Origin of the sequence: Flavihumibacter rivuli, assembly GCF_018595685.2 — a bacterium.
Taxonomy (GTDB): domain Bacteria; phylum Bacteroidota; class Bacteroidia; order Chitinophagales; family Chitinophagaceae; genus Flavihumibacter; species Flavihumibacter rivuli.
Window position 1 is genome coordinate 3,022,528 of the sequence record NZ_CP092334.1, and the last position, 14,690, is coordinate 3,037,217.

The 14,690-nt window shown below is 50.0% G+C and carries 13 protein-coding genes; 7 read left to right on the top strand and 6 right to left on the bottom strand.

What is annotated here, in order from left to right; translation table 11 throughout:
* Positions 1–26: 26 nt before the first annotated feature.
* From KJS94_RS12860 to KJS94_RS12885, 6 genes are all read right to left on the bottom strand, one after another.
* Positions 27–662 (bottom strand): c-type cytochrome, encoded by a 636-nt coding sequence (locus tag KJS94_RS12860; RefSeq protein WP_214447888.1) that lies wholly within the window; start codon positions 660–662, stop codon positions 27–29.
* A 39-nt stretch (positions 663–701) separates the two neighbouring features.
* On the bottom strand, positions 702–1,277 hold the full coding sequence (locus tag KJS94_RS12865) for a DUF3341 domain-containing protein (protein WP_214447889.1): 576 nt from the start codon (positions 1,275–1,277) through the stop codon (positions 702–704).
* 56 nt (positions 1,278–1,333) lie between these two features.
* A complete protein-coding gene (gene nrfD, locus KJS94_RS12870; protein ID WP_214447890.1) occupies positions 1,334–2,779 on the bottom strand; it encodes an NrfD/PsrC family molybdoenzyme membrane anchor subunit in 1,446 nt (481 codons plus the stop codon).
* A 95-nt stretch (positions 2,780–2,874) separates the two neighbouring features.
* On the bottom strand, positions 2,875–6,018 hold the full coding sequence (locus tag KJS94_RS12875; RefSeq protein WP_214447891.1) for a TAT-variant-translocated molybdopterin oxidoreductase: 3,144 nt from the start codon (positions 6,016–6,018) through the stop codon (positions 2,875–2,877).
* A gap of 95 nt (positions 6,019–6,113) precedes the next feature.
* The gene (locus KJS94_RS12880; protein ID WP_214447892.1) at positions 6,114–7,361 is read right to left on the bottom strand and encodes a c-type cytochrome; all 1,248 of its coding nucleotides are present in this window, start codon (positions 7,359–7,361) and stop codon (positions 6,114–6,116) included.
* Positions 7,358–7,678, bottom strand: a complete 321-nt coding sequence (locus KJS94_RS12885; RefSeq protein ID WP_214447893.1) for a hypothetical protein — start codon at positions 7,676–7,678, stop codon at positions 7,358–7,360. Before KJS94_RS12885 ends, KJS94_RS12880 begins: the two co-directional genes overlap by 4 nt.
* 19 nt (positions 7,679–7,697) lie before the next feature.
* Here KJS94_RS12885 and purN point away from each other — a divergent pair, with 19 nt between their 5' ends.
* The 7 genes from purN to KJS94_RS12920 all read left to right on the top strand — a co-directional run bounded on the left by purN (position 7,698) and on the right by KJS94_RS12920 (position 14,681).
* Complete coding sequence (purN, locus tag KJS94_RS12890; protein WP_239804160.1) at positions 7,698–8,669, top strand: phosphoribosylglycinamide formyltransferase; 972 nt, start codon at positions 7,698–7,700, stop codon at positions 8,667–8,669.
* A 59-nt stretch (positions 8,670–8,728) separates the two neighbouring features.
* Entirely contained in the window at positions 8,729–9,505 is a 777-nt protein-coding gene (locus KJS94_RS12895; protein WP_214447894.1) for a peptidase associated/transthyretin-like domain-containing protein, read from the top strand.
* A 123-nt stretch (positions 9,506–9,628) separates the two neighbouring features.
* On the top strand, positions 9,629–10,375 hold the full coding sequence (locus KJS94_RS12900; RefSeq protein WP_239804161.1) for an outer membrane lipoprotein-sorting protein: 747 nt from the start codon (positions 9,629–9,631) through the stop codon (positions 10,373–10,375).
* Positions 10,372–11,592: an ABC transporter permease gene (locus KJS94_RS12905; RefSeq protein WP_214447895.1), complete on the top strand. Its 1,221-nt coding sequence runs from the start codon at positions 10,372–10,374 to the stop codon at positions 11,590–11,592. The genes KJS94_RS12900 and KJS94_RS12905 overlap by 4 nt, the downstream gene beginning before the upstream one ends.
* Position 11,593: 1 nt before the next feature.
* On the top strand, positions 11,594–12,808 hold the full coding sequence (locus KJS94_RS12910) for an ABC transporter permease (RefSeq protein ID WP_214447896.1): 1,215 nt from the start codon (positions 11,594–11,596) through the stop codon (positions 12,806–12,808).
* Between the two features lie 3 nt (positions 12,809–12,811).
* The gene (locus tag KJS94_RS12915; protein WP_214447897.1) at positions 12,812–13,522 is read left to right on the top strand and encodes an ABC transporter ATP-binding protein; all 711 of its coding nucleotides are present in this window, start codon (positions 12,812–12,814) and stop codon (positions 13,520–13,522) included.
* On the top strand, positions 13,512–14,681 hold the full coding sequence (locus tag KJS94_RS12920; protein WP_214447898.1) for a hypothetical protein: 1,170 nt from the start codon (positions 13,512–13,514) through the stop codon (positions 14,679–14,681). The genes KJS94_RS12915 and KJS94_RS12920 overlap by 11 nt, the downstream gene beginning before the upstream one ends.
* Positions 14,682–14,690 lie beyond the last annotated feature (9 nt).

A 14,690-nucleotide genomic window follows, 5' to 3' on the forward strand; every position in this document is an offset into this window, starting at 1 on the left:
TTTGGTCAAATTGGTTGTCTCTTGTATTATTTTTTAGCAGTGGCAGTTGAATCGGCTGCTGCTGGTGCAGGAGCTGATCCGCCTTTGGCCTCACGCTGCTTGGCTTTGATATAATGAACGATCATCCAGCGCTGCTTAGGGGTAACCTGGCTGGCATAAGCTCCCATCAGGTTCTTACCATAAGTGATAGAGTGGAACATGGTTCCTTCACTCATTGCTTCGTAAAGCGGGTCACCAACAAGGGTAGCTGGCTTTGCAGGGTATGGGCCATCACCGCCTTTGTACAGCGGTCCGTTACCATCAAGCTTTGCTCCGTGGCAAATACCACAGTTGATCAGGTAAATACGCTCTGCTTCTACGGTCTGCGCAGAATCCAGGAGCGGAAGCGGGTTCTTCAGGCTGGAAGAAGTTACATAGCTACCGGTAGTATCGGCCAGCATCTTGTAGATCACTTCTTCATCACGACTAACAGTACCGGCAACTGGCTTGGCAGTGTAATTGATACCTTGCTCCTGGAGCTGGCGGTTGTCATTATAAGTTTCTACTGCACGGCTATAGGCCATATCAGGCATATAGACCTTACCTGGCTCGCGCTTTACTTCACTGCAGGCGGTAATGCTTGCAGCACCGATTAACACAGCTATGATGGATATCTTATTCATTGCTCGATGGATCTTTCTGATTTTCCTAAACTTATTTCCTTATTTGGTTTGGTAAAGGGCTTGCTCTTTATCGTAGCGTCCCAGCCACCAGCCGGTCTCGGCTTCCTGTACATTGATCTCCTTTGCACCTGCATTTTCCAGGAAAGCCTTAACATCAGCCTCATTGGTCTTACCGGTCAACTCGATGGCCATGACAAACAGGTCATCGGTTGCCCTTAAATGGAAATGATGTTTCTTAACAAAGGGAGCCAATTGGCAGAGGTAACAAAAGGTCAGTACCATACCCACCGCTGAGAAAAGAACGGTCAATTCAAAGGTGATGGGAATGAACGCAGGCAGCGGGAAGTGAGGCTTACCACCAATGTTCAGGGGCCAATCCTTGGTAAACACCCAGCTCATGAAGGTCAGGGCTGTAGTGGTACCGGTAATTCCATAAATGAAACCTGCGGTATGCAGACTGGTGTCACGCAATCCCATAGCCTGGTCCAGGCCATGGATAGGGAATGGTGTATAGACATCGTGGATCTTGTAACCAGCCTTGCGAACCTTTTTCACAGCTGGAAAAAGAACCTTTTCGTCATCAAAACAGCCTACAACAAACTTTTTAACTGCCATATTTAAAAAAATTCTGAATTCTAAATTAATTACCTCTCTACTGGACGCTTCCTCAATTAGTGAGCATGTGCATGCTCGTGGGCAAAATGCTCAACGGTTGACTGCTCTTCTTTTTCCATGTCATCCTTATAGCTCTCACCATTCTTCTTCAGGATATGCTTGATCTCAGCGATAGCGATAACCGGGAAGTATTTGGAGAACAGGAAGTAACAGGTAAAGAACAGGCCGAAGGTTCCAAGGTAGAATCCAACTTCCCAGATGGTAGGAGCATAATAAGTACTCCAGCTACTTGGGATATAGTCACGGTAAATAGAGGTAACGATGATCACGAAACGCTCGAACCACATACCTACGTTTACGATGATACTCATGAAGAAGGTGAACAACAGGTTCCTTCTCAGTTTCCTGAACCAGAAGAACTGGGGAGCGATCACGTTACAGCTCATCATCAGCCAGTAGCTCCATGCATATGGAGTGCTGAGGTCGTAACGGTTCTTGAACGCAGCCATTTCGTAAGGGTTCTGGCCATACCAGGAGATGAACAGCTCGGTGATATAGGCGATACCTACGATAGAACCGGTCAGTACAATTACTTTGTTCATCACTTCAATGTGCTCCATGGTGATATAATCTTCCAGGTTCAGCACCTTACGGGTAATGATCAGCAGGGTTTGTACCATCGCAAAACCCGAGAAGATCGCACCCGCAACGAAGTAGGGCGGGAAGATGGTGGTATGCCATCCGGGGATTACTGAGGTAGCGAAGTCAAAGGATACGATGGTGTGTACAGAAAGTACCAGTGGGGTACTCAAACCAGCCAACACCAGTGAAAGGGCTTCATGACGCTGCCAGTGCTTGGTAGAGCCGGTCCAGCCGAATGCCAGCACACCATAGAGGTGCTTGCGCCACTTTTCCTTTGCACGGTCACGAACGGTAGCCAGGTCAGGGATCAGACCAGAATACCAGAACAACAGTGATACAGTAAAGTAAGTAGAGATCGCGAATACGTCCCACAACAGTGGTGAGTTGAAGTTCACCCACAAAGGACCACGGCTGTTGGGATAAGGCAGAACGAAGAAGGCCATCCAAACACGTCCCATGTGGAAGATGGGGAACTGGCCGGCACACATTACCGCGAAGATGGTCATCGCTTCTGCTGCACGGTTCACACCAGTACGCCATCCCTGGCGGAACAGCAAAAGGATCGCTGAGATCAGGGTACCCGCGTGACCGATACCTACCCACCATACGAAGTTGGTGATATCCCAACCCCAACCGATCGTCTTGTTCAGGTTCCATTCCCCGATACCGTAAACTACTTCACGATATACAGAATACACACCGAACAACAACAATGCAACTGAAATTGTAAAGCCGATCTTCCACAAACGGGTGGGCTTCATCTCAATAGGGCGAACGATGTCCTCTGTTACCTGGTGGTAAGACTTGGCTCCCGTTACCAGTGGTTGCCTTACTTGCGATTCGTATCTTAATGATGCCATATCGTATTAGCATTTAGCTTTCGGGTTTCACCCCTCCGGCTTGTTGGTTTTAGTTTCTTTATTCTTCCTATTCTTCTGTTCTTTCAAACACCTTATTAGTGCTTCTCACCATGGGCTTCAGCAGCTGGTGCAGCTTCATGATGCTCTTCACCGGCATGGGCGCTGATCACTTCTGTGTTGCGCACCTTGGCCAGGTAGCTAACATTCGGCAATACGTGGATCTGCTCCTGTACATAGAACAAACGGGTTTCGTTTGTCTTGCGGGCCTCGCTGATAGCGCTCTTGCTGTCGTTAACGTTACCGAACACGATGGCATCGGCGGCACAAGCCTGCTGGCAAGCAGTCTTCACATCACCATTCTCGAGCGGACGGCCTTCTTTCTTGGCCTTCAGCTTACCTTCCTGCAGACGCTGTACGCAGAAGGAACACTTCTCGATCACACCACGGCTACGAACCGTAACATCCGGGTTCAGCACCATGCGGGTCAGGTCATCGTTCATCATCATGATCACATCGCTGGCCTCATCCTGGTTACCCTTGAAGCTGTCAGCTCCGGTGTAGTCAGCCCAGTTGAAACGACGTACCTTATATGGACAGTTGTTAGCGCAATACCTGGTACCGATACAACGGTTGTAGGTCATCTGGTTCAAGCCTTCAGAGCTGTGGTTGGTAGCTGCTACCGGACAAACGTTCTCACAAGGAGCGTTATCGCAGTGCTGGCACAGCATCGGCTGGAACACGGTCTGGATGCTTTCAGGATCTTCTACATTACCGGTGAAGTAACGGTCGATACGCAACCAGTGCATATCGTGTGCACGGAGCACTTCAGACTTACCTACAACGGACACGTTATTTTCAGCATTACAAGCCACCACACAGGCACCGCAACCGTAACAGCTGTTCAGGTCGATGCTCATACCCCACTTGATACCGGGCTTGTCAAACACAGGATAGATGGTTCCATCCTTCTCGTAATTCTCTAGTCCACCCCATGGTGCCAGTTCCTTGGCACGAGCTTCCAGGATCTGCTTGGGGTTCTTGGTATATTCTGCCAGTGACAATTCCTTGATCACCTCATGACGACCTTCATAGCTGCTATGGGTCTGGGTTGTGGCGATCTTGAAGGCACTGTTCTCTGATTTTTCTACTGTAGCATCAGCATGGCGGATCACGGTAGTTCCGTTGAAGCTGGCCAGGTGGAATACATTCTGTCCTACACCTGCAGCAGCTTTACCAATATGCTCTGAACGTCCGTAACCAACCGCAATGGCGATAGTATCATGGTTCATGCCGGGGATCAGCAACACCGGAAGTTCCACTTCCTTCTTATTGCCAACCTTCACCTTAACCGCAGGCTTCTTGGGGAATGCCTCGTATTCATCAGCCTGGGTACTGTTGGTAAGGTCGATACCAAACAATTCCTTACCCAGGGAAGGGGACATCATCACATAGTTGTCCCAGGTAGCACGGGTAATGGGATCCGGCATTTCCTGCAACCAGGGGTTATTGGCCTGGCGACCATCACCGATGGCAACTTTCTGGTACAACACCACTTCAACCTTACCACCTTTCTTGGCACCGGCAACAGCAGCAGCAGCCTGGGCTACAACTCCTGCATTGAAGGAGGCTCCACCAACTGCAGGGGTAGCAGGTTCGATCACACCGTCCTGAAGGGCCTTCAGGTAGGTATCATTGCTGCCCAGTTTAGCGGTCCAGAAATTCTTATGGTAATCAGCGAATGTTGCGGTATTGCCACTCCACTTCAGCAGGCTTTCCTGCCACTGGCGTGTCTTGAACAGCGGAGCGATGGTTGGCTGGATCAGGCTGATATAGCCAGACTTAGGTTCAGCATCTCCCCAGCTCTCCAGGAAATTGTTGGAGGGAAGTACATACTTACACAGTTCAGTGGTCTCGTCTTTCTTCTCATTGAAAGACACAGATACCTTCACTTTCTTCAAGCCGGCCTTGAACTGCTCAGCATCATGGTAATCGTATGCAGGGTTAACATCGGCAACCAGCAGGGCTCCGATCTTACCGGCATTCATATCAGCTACCAGGGTAGCCATTTCAGCATCGATACCGGCCTTTACCTGCAGGGTTTCAGCCCAGTTGATGGTAGTACCATTGGCACCGATGGCCTCATTGATCGCATTAACAAGGATCTGCACATTCACGTCGTTGCTTCCGCTAACAACCAGTGCCTGACCCTTATGGGCTGCCAGGTCCTTGGCAACTTTTTCAATTCCTTTCTTCAGCTTATCACCGCTCACACCGCTAACGCCCTGGCCATTCAGAGCACCCAACAGTGCAGCTGCAACAGCGCCGGTCTCGGAAGGACGGTGCGTGAAACGCTCGTCAGCGTTTGAGCCGGTAAGGCTCAGCATGCTTTCGAACTGGTAGTGCTTGCTCATGTTGAGGTTGGAAGGATTAACCTTACGACCCTTGGAATAAGCCTTACCGAATTCAACGGGGTTCAACCAGGTACCGAGGAAATCAGCACCAAGGCTCACCACTACTTTTGCCTTATCGAAATGATAGGAAGGAATGGCGCGCTTGCCATAAGAGGCTTCGTTGGCCAGCAACAAGCCGGTATAAGATACCGCATCGTATTGAACGTGGCGGCTATTGGGATATTTAGCGAGGAATTCGCTGATTACTTGTTTAGAGGAAGGGGAGTTTATTGTACCGGTCAGCAGTACTACAGGAGCACCACCCAGGCCATTCAGCGCATCACCCACCATTTTATCGAAAGCATCGAAAGTGGAAACTTCCTTACCATCTGCCAGGGGATAGCGCAAACGGGCTGTATCATAAAGGTCCAGGACAGAAGCCTGTACCCTTGCTGAAGTACCGCCTTTAGTAAAGCTGGACAGTTCGTTACCCTCGATCTTGATGGGGCGGCCATCACGAACCTTGGCTACAACTGGAATGGCTTCACCACCGGCAACATAAGTTGTTGCATAGTATTCAGCCACACCCGGAGTAATATCTGCGGGACGGTTAACGAAGGGGATAGCCTTCTTTACAGGGGTTTCACAGCTGGCAGCTACTGCGGCAGCAGCGGTGCTGAAACCCAGGTATTTCAAAAAGTCCCTACGAGGAGTTTTGGCATCTGTTAAGCCTTGGGCATCAAAATTCTCAAACGGCAGCTCTTCCTTAAACTCGTCCTGTGCGTTCTTTTGATGTGCTTCTGAGTTGTTCAACTCGCCGAAACTTTGCCAGTACTTTTTTTGCTCCATATAATCCAAACCCCTGAAGGGGAATTGATTTTAGTTATGAAAAATGGTTTTTATTGCTATTGCTTATTCAGGCTGCGACCAGGGCCGCATCTTGATTAATAGTGACACTTCTGACATTCTGTACCACCGATCTTCTCTACGGTTACGCTATCCATCTTGCCACTCTTCAGATCGTTATGGAACTTCTCATAAATGCTGTAGAACTTGTTGTCGGTGAACTGCACCTTGCTTTCGCGGTGACAGTTAACGCACCATCCCATGCTCAGGTCAGAGAACTGGTATACTTCACCCATTTCCTGGATCGGGCCATGACAGGTTTGACAAGCCACCTTACCGGCCTTTACGTGCTGGGCGTGGTTGAAATAAACATGGTCAGGAAGGTTGTGGATCTTTACCCACTCGATCGGCTTGGCTTCACCAGTATATTTCTTGGCCTGGGGATCCCAACCGGTATACTTGTAAAGCTTCTTGATCTCTTCGGTTCCGTTAACCTCGGTACCGTCTTCACGGTACAGTTTCTCACCGGCATACTCGTTGATCGCCATATGGCAGTTCATACAGGTATTGAGGGAGGGGATATTCGCATGCTTGCCTTCCTGTGCACCACCATGGCAATACAGACAGTTGATCTGGTTGGTGCCGGCATGTACTTTGTGGGAATAATAGATAGGTTGTTCAGGCTGGTAGTCCTTGGAACGTCCAAGTCCGATCGCGCCCTGGATGGTGAAATAACCACCGATGATGAACAGTACTACCGCGAACAGGGCGATATAGGCCTTATTCCTCCAGAAAGGAACGGGCTCATAAGAGGGGATACCTTCCTTCTCGTCGGTCAGGCGCTTCAGGTTGGAGTTCACCTGCAACAGGATCAGCACGATAACGGCCAGCACCAGCGTCAGGATACCGTAGAGCAGGGAATTGTCACTGCCTTGGGCTTCTGCTTTAGCGCCGCCCTCTTCCTTGGGAGGAGCAGCAGCCTCGCTAGCAGCTTTATTAACGTAAGTAATGATCGCTGCAATTTCCCCATCGGTCAGGTTGGGGAACAGGTTCATCGCCGCCTTGTTGTACTGGTTGTACAGGTCGTTGAAATACTTGTTGCCCGTCTGCAGGACGGCCTGGTTGTTACGGATCCAGGCATACAACAGCTTCTTGTCGGGAACCCTTTCCTCGATCCCGGCAAGCGCCGGACCGGTCAAATTCTTGTTTACCGCATGACAGGAAGCACAGTTTTGCTGGAAAAGTGCCTTACCATCCTGGGCCCAAACATTCGTACCGAAACAAAATACAGTGAGGAAAAGGATACTGATTACAAATCTCTTCGCATTCGATCTATAGTGAATCATAAGCTGGAAATGTCTGTTGGTAATGGAAAAATATCCCAAGTCGGCTGCAAAAATATGACACGATATTGACAAAATATCAACATCCTGAAATTTTTTTTAGCCGCATTGGGCTTGCATTTCAGCGAATTGTGTAATTTTTCGGATGGCGTTTTTGTGCCATTTGTAAACAGTTTTGTTAAAGGGTTTAACAGCCCCAAAGGCCCTGCCTTAAATGCTTTCAGGGCAAGCGCCGGAATATTGATGTCCAACCAACGTATGAAGGCCTTCCAATCCTTCTCCCCCATATTTTCATCCCCGCTTTGCTTAGTTCTCCCCAATCCTCCCTAGGTTTGCCGCATGTTTGAAAAGCTCCAGCGAAAATGGAAGGTAAGTCCCACCCAGCTTTTCCTCGTACTCTGCACTTTCGCCATCGGCGGAAGCCTGACAGGCCTGGCAGGAAAAAAGCTCATGAACTTTTTGGGCATGGAGAAAGGCGTTCTGTGGGTGGTGACCTATATAATATTATTGACACTCATCTGGCCGTTGATGGTGCTCCTGGTCAGCGTACCCTTTGGACAGTTCCGGTTTTTCAGGAACTACCTGCAGAGGATGGGTAGCCGCATGGGACTTAACCCGGCCACTGCAGTTGCCGCCACCCACCGATCAGATAATATCATTGAAAATCAAACAGAAAAGCCTCAGTCTTCGATCATGTCAACACTTGTCAACACAAGTCCCCTTCCTTCCCAACCCGTTCAACTGGCCATATTTGCCTCCGGTTCCGGCACCAATGCCCAGCAACTCATGGAACATTTTGCCGGGAATCCGGCTATTAGGGTAAGCCTGGTGGTCAGCAATAAGCCCGAAGCCTTTGTACTGACCAGGGCGGCCAACCACAAGGTGCCAAGCCTGGTCATCGAGAAGGAGCAGTTTTTCAGGGGTGATGCCTATGTGACCGAATTGCAGCAGCAAGGGATCGATTTCATTGTCCTGGCAGGTTTTCTCTGGAAGGTACCCTCGGCCCTGATCGCCGCTTACCCTAACCGCATCATCAATATCCACCCGGCCCTACTGCCGAAATATGGCGGGAAGGGGATGTACGGGAACCATGTCCATACGGCCGTTATCGAAGCAGGTGAAAAGGAAAGCGGCATCACCATCCATTATGTGGATGAACAATACGACCATGGCGGAACCATTTTCCAGGCCACCTGCCCGGTACTTGAAGGTGATACACCTGAAACCCTGGCCGCCAGGATCCATGAACTGGAACATGCCCATTACCCCAGGGTAGTAGAGGAAGTGGTAAAGGCGCAGGTCCTTCGTTAAATATCCTTAACAGGCTTCCCGCTTTCCGATTTTGGTTGTACCCTTGTACCCTAAGCGTTATGATGCCCAAACCAATCTGGCTGCTTGCCCTTATGCTGTTCTCCTGCCTGTTTGCTTCCGCCCAGGTCAGGGTCAGCGGTACCGTCTACGAAATGAACCGCATCTTCCCCCTCGCCTCGGTGAGTGTGTTGACCCATTCCGGCAAAGGGACCATAACCGATTCCCTGGGCCGGTACAGCATTGTAGTGGATGAAAGGGACAGTATCTATTTTTCCTACCTCGGTAAGGCCACGCCCAAATACGCGGTAAATACCATCACCACCCCTTCACAGTTCGATATATCCCTTCATGTGAACATCACCACCCTAAGGGAGGTTAGTGTGATGCCCCGCAATTACAAAATGGACTCCATCCAGAACCGGAAGGACTATGCAAAGGTCTTCGACTTCAAGAAACCCGGTATCGGATTCTCTTCTTCCCCTCCCGCCTCCGGTAATTTTGGGGTGGGCTTCGACCTGGATGAACTGATCAATGTCTTCCGCTTCCGGCGCAACCGCAGCATGCTGGCTTTCCAGGAAAGGCTGATCCTGGAAGAACAGGATAAGTTCGTTGCCCAAAGATTTACCAAGCCCAAAGTGCGCAAGATCACCGGTCTCGTAGGAAATGACCTCGATTCCTTCATGTACTACTATCGTCCTCCCTATGAGTTCGCGGTGTATGCTTCGGAGTATGAATTCCTCGAATACATCAAAAAGGCAGGACTGGAATACCAGCGCATCAAAGCACTGGGTGGCAGGCTGGGCGCACGGAAAGAGGAACTCTTTGAGCCCTTCTGATACTGGACATCCTTAAGTGTAAGGTTACCCTATTGGGATGGCTACATCCAATGTTGACCATAATCAGTTGGACTACTGACCTCTACCCTTGCTTCTGAGTGGTAATTTTCGGAGTTTGGTGGAATGATTACCAGTTTCCTATTGCTCCGGGTGCTTTTGTCCCTATTGGCAATGACCCCACAGGAATCTGCAACCGAAGTGATCAGGAAGGCAGACCTGAACATGAGGGGCAATACTTCCTATGCCAACCTCACCATTAAAATTATCCGCCCCTCCTGGAGCAGGGAGCTGGAACTACGGTCCTGGACCAAGGGCAACCAATTGGCCATGATCAGTATTGAAGCACCGGTAAAAGACAAGGGTACTGTTTACCTGAAACGGGGAAAGGAAGTCTGGAATTATATCCCCACCATCGAAAGGAATATCAAACTGCCGCCCAGCATGATGAGCCAAAGCTGGATGGGCACTGATTTTACCAATGACGACCTGGTCAAGGAGTTCTCCATCCTGGAAGACTATACCCACAGTTTCATTGGGGAGGAAGTGATCCTGGAGCGCTCCTGCCACAAGATCCAGTTAATACCCAAACCCCAGGCCGCAGTGGTGTGGGGAAAGATCATCACCTGGATCGATAAAAAAGATTATATCCAGCTGAAGGCTGAATACTATGATGAAAATGGGAAGCTCATTAACCTGATGACCAGCAGCGAGATCAAGACCATGGGAGGAAGGATCCTGCCTGCCAGGCTGGAAATGACCCCATTGACCAGGAAGGGCCAGAAGACCATCATGGTCTACAAGGATATCCTTTTTGACAAAGCCATCGCCGACCAATTTTTCACCATCGAAAACATGAAGCTATTGCAATGATCTACCTGCGCATGGCCTGGCGAAATATCTGGCGCAATGCCAGGAGGACCTGGATCACCATTGCTTCAGTGAGTTTTGCCGTTATCCTTTCCACTTTCATGTGGGCCATGCTGGAAGGCGTGTATGATAACATGATCCGAAATGTGGTAGCCTTCTCTTCCGGCTACCTGCAGATTCACAAGAAGGGCTACTGGCAGGAAAAAAGCATCGAGAATGTATTTAATGCCGATACCAGCTGGGTCAAACAGGTTGCAGGCATGGAAGGCATTACCGCCGTGGTACCCAGGATCGAAAACTTTGCCCTCGCCTCTACCGGTGAGAATACCGCCGGTGTAATGGTTCTTGGCATAGACCCCAAAAAGGAAAACCAGGTCACCAACCTGGAACAAAAGATCTCGGCGGGAAGATACCTGCGTCCTGAAGATAAAGGGGTGATCATTGGATCCGGACTTGCACGTAAACTTCGCTTAGGCGTTGGCGATAGTCTCATCCTCCTGAGCCAAGGATACCAGGCTTCCAGTGCCAATGGGCTCTTCCCTATCCTTGGCATTGTAGAAATGGGCTCTCCTGAGCTCGATAAGGTAATGGTCTATATGCCCCTCGACCAGGCCGCTGTCTTCTTCAGCCTGGATGGGCAGTTAAGTTCGTGGGCACTCATCATCAGCGACCAAAAAGAACTGGCGGCCATCAAATCAAGGCTGGCAGCAAAGATCGATCCCGGGCAATATGAGCTGATGGATTGGAAGGAAATGATGCCCGAGCTGGACCAGATGATCACTGCTGATGGCAGCGGGCACAAGATCACCCTCATGGTGCTCTACCTCGTGATCAGTTTCGGGATCTTCAGCACCATCCTCATGATGCTGGCGGAAAGGCAACATGAATTCGGTATCATGCTCGCCATTGGCATGAAGAAACACCAGTTGGCCTTCATCGTTTTACTCGAAATCGTCATGATCACCCTCATCGGTGTGGTCACCGGAAGCCTGGCCAGCCTCCCCGTTCTATTCTATTTTCTCAGCCACCCGATCCGGCTGGGTGGCGAATTAGCGACCATTTATGAGAATTATGGATTTGAACCGATCATCCCTGTATCAACAGCCCCTTCCGTTTTCTTTTCCCAGGCAAGGGTGGTGATGGTCATCACACTATTGATAGCAGTTTATCCCCTCTATAAAATTTTCAGGATGAAACTCATGAATGCCTTAAGAAGCTGATATGCTGGTAGTAATTGCCTGGAGGAATATTTGGCGCAACCCCTTGCGAAGCCTGACCATCATCGGGTCCGTCATGATCGGCTTGTGGGCGGGCATCTTTATCCTGGCCTTTTTCCGGGGCATGACCAATGAACAGATCCGGACTGCCATTTCCCAACAACTCTCCCATATCCAGCTTCACCATCCCCAATTCAGGGAACTGGATGAGCCTGAGTTCACCGTAAGGGATGTTACCAAACTGGATTCCATCTTCTCCCGGGAACCTGCGATCGGGGCCATTTCCAGACGCATGATCATTACCGCAATGGCCTCTTCGGCATATACTTCCTCAGGCGTGAGCATATATGGTATTGACCCTGCCGCAGAAAACGCCGTTACAGGCCTGGCTGTAAGGACCGCTACCGGAAGGTATTTCGATACTTCCACCCACAGCCAGCTGCTGATAGGGAAAAAGCTTGCGGCCAAATTACATCTCGAACTCAACAGCAAACTGGTACTTACCTTCCAGGATACAAAAGGGGAGCTCACGGCATCTGCTTTCAGGATCTGCGGAATCTATACTGCTGCCAACAGCTCCATGGAGGAAAACAATGTTTATGTCAAACAAAAGGAACTGGACTCTCTCGCAACCTTACGGGGACAGGTACACGAAATAGCAGTGCTGCTGAAGGACAATGCATTCCTTGACCAAACTGCCAGGCTAATACAACAGGCATCCCCGGGAAACAAGACAGAAACCTGGAAACAGTTATCGCCTGAACTAAGGCTGATGATCGACTCATTTGGACAGTACATGATGATCATTATTGGGATCATCCTGGTCGCATTGGTTTTCGGCATCGTAAACACCATGCTGATGGCTGTGCTGGAAAGGGTCAGGGAGCTTGGCGTACTGATGGCCATTGGCCTGAACAAATCGAAGGTCTTTCGCATGATCATCACCGAGACCATCCTGATGACCATCCTTGGCTGTATGGCAGGCCTGCCCCTGGCATGGGTTACGGTTTACCTCACAGGCAGGAGCGGAATAAGCCTGGAAAGGTTTGCGGAAGGCCTGGCCCTATATGGCTATGGAACAAAAGTATATCCGCAGCTGGAATCAATATACTACTGGCAGGTTGGGGCGATGGCGCTGGGAGCAACCATTATTGCTGCCATCTATCCCGCCTGGAAAGCCTTACAGTTAAACCCGGCGACTGCCATCAGAAAAATTTGAGCCATGAACATGACCGTGATCGATGCACATAATGTGTCAAAAGTTTACCAACAGGGGCCTGTTACCATCAAGGCGGTGAACAATATCCACCTGCATATTGAGAAAGGGGAATTTGTGGCATTGGTTGGTCCATCCGGATCTGGAAAAACCACGCTCCTCAACATGATCGGCGGGCTGGATGAACCCACGACCGGGCAGGTCATCATCAATGGCGTGGACATCACCCGGCTCAAGGCCAATGAACTGATCGACTTCCGGCTGCATAATATCGGATTCGTATTCCAATCCTTCAACCTCATCCCTGTTCTGACGGCTAAAGAGAATATAGAGTTCATCATGCTGCTGCTCAAAGTGAAGAAAGCCGATCGGGATGCCAGGGTGCAACAACTATTAACGGAAGTGGGCCTACCGGAAAAAGCCGATGTCAAGCCGGGTGAATTGTCAGGCGGGCAACAGCAAAGGGTGGCCGTTGCGCGGGCATTGGCATCCAAACCCCAGTTCGTATTGGCCGACGAGCCCACAGCCAACCTTGATTCCAGATCGGCGGCCAACCTGCTCGATATCATGGAAAAGCTGAACCAGGAAGAAGAAATGACCTTCGTATTCTCCACCCATGACCAAAGGGTCATCCAGCGGGCCAGGAGGGTGATCACCCTGGTCGACGGGCAAATTGACTCAGACACCAACCAAACCCCACTCCGGCATGGTGAATAGGGTACTCCCGATAGTGTTGCTATACCTATGCCTTTGCCTATCGGTATGGGCACAGGATCAACCATCCCCTAAGGTAAAAGCCGAGCTCCATGGCTATATTAAGAACATGCCCTCCGTTTCCTTTCTCAATTCAATGGACTCAGTAGAATGGCTGAACCTCTTCCATAACCGAATCAATTTTTCATTGAAACTGCCGGGTAACTTCAGTTTTAAAACGGAGATGCGTAACCGATTTTTTGCCGGCAGCCAGGTCAGCAAGACCCCTGGACTCGCACAGACCCTTGATGTGGACGATGGCCTGATGGACCTTTCCTTTGTTCCCATCAATGAAAAAGAATTCGTGTGGCACACCAATATCGACCGGCTTAACCTGAACTGGCACCAGGGGAAATGGGACATCACCCTTGGCCGGCAAAGGATCAACTGGGGCATCCATACCATCTGGAACCCCAATGACCTGTTCAACACTTTCAATTACCTCGACTTCGACTATGAGGAAAGACCCGGTAGTGATGCGATAAGGATGCAATACAATGTAAAGGAGATGAAGTCGCTGGAACTGGCATGGAAAGCTGGCAAGGACTGGAAGAACCAAGTGACCGCATTGAAATACCGCTTCAACCTGAGGGGGTACGACTGGCAATTCCTGGGCGGGCGCTATGTGGATGATTGGGTGATCGGTAGCGGCTGGGCAGGTAGTATCGGCCAGCTCGGGTTTAAAGGGGAAGCCTCCTATTTCCACCCGGCAAGTAATTTTACCGACACCATTGGCACACTGAGCTTCACTACCGGTCTCGATTATACGCTGGAAAAGGGTTGGTACTTCTCCCTTTCCTACCTGCTCAACAGCAGTGGCGATAACCGGTTCAATGCATTCGGCGGGGGATTACTACTCAATCCAACGGCAAAAAGCCTCCTGCCTTTCAGGCATACTTCCTTCCTCCAGGCTATGAAGGTCTTTAATCCCTTACTTACCGGTACATTAGGTATCATGTATGCGCCAGGGGGGACGAATTTCCTTTTGGTCTATCCCAGTCTTCAATATTCAGTTGCTGAGAACTGGGAACTGGCCTTCTTCAGCCAGCACTTCTTTGGCAACCAGGATGAATTCAAAACGCTTGGCAATGCGCTATACCTAAGGGTCAAATGGAATTTTTAATCTCCTTCC

Coding starts and splice junctions, on each gene's coding strand:
- KJS94_RS12860 (WP_214447888.1), bottom strand. CDS start 662: ATGAATAAGATATCCATCATAGCTGTGTTAATCGGTGCTGCAAGCATT.
- KJS94_RS12865 (WP_214447889.1), bottom strand. CDS start 1,277: ATGGCAGTTAAAAAGTTTGTTGTAGGCTGTTTTGATGACGAAAAGGTT.
- nrfD (WP_214447890.1), bottom strand. CDS start 2,779: ATGGCATCATTAAGATACGAATCGCAAGTAAGGCAACCACTGGTAACG.
- KJS94_RS12875 (WP_214447891.1), bottom strand. CDS start 6,018: ATGGAGCAAAAAAAGTACTGGCAAAGTTTCGGCGAGTTGAACAACTCA.
- KJS94_RS12880 (WP_214447892.1), bottom strand. CDS start 7,361: ATGATTCACTATAGATCGAATGCGAAGAGATTTGTAATCAGTATCCTT.
- purN (WP_239804160.1), top strand. CDS start 7,698: ATGTTTGAAAAGCTCCAGCGAAAATGGAAGGTAAGTCCCACCCAGCTT.
- KJS94_RS12895 (WP_214447894.1), top strand. CDS start 8,729: ATGATGCCCAAACCAATCTGGCTGCTTGCCCTTATGCTGTTCTCCTGC.
- KJS94_RS12900 (WP_239804161.1), top strand. CDS start 9,629: ATGATTACCAGTTTCCTATTGCTCCGGGTGCTTTTGTCCCTATTGGCA.
- KJS94_RS12905 (WP_214447895.1), top strand. CDS start 10,372: ATGATCTACCTGCGCATGGCCTGGCGAAATATCTGGCGCAATGCCAGG.
- KJS94_RS12910 (WP_214447896.1), top strand. CDS start 11,594: ATGCTGGTAGTAATTGCCTGGAGGAATATTTGGCGCAACCCCTTGCGA.
- KJS94_RS12915 (WP_214447897.1), top strand. CDS start 12,812: ATGAACATGACCGTGATCGATGCACATAATGTGTCAAAAGTTTACCAA.
- KJS94_RS12920 (WP_214447898.1), top strand. CDS start 13,512: ATGGTGAATAGGGTACTCCCGATAGTGTTGCTATACCTATGCCTTTGC.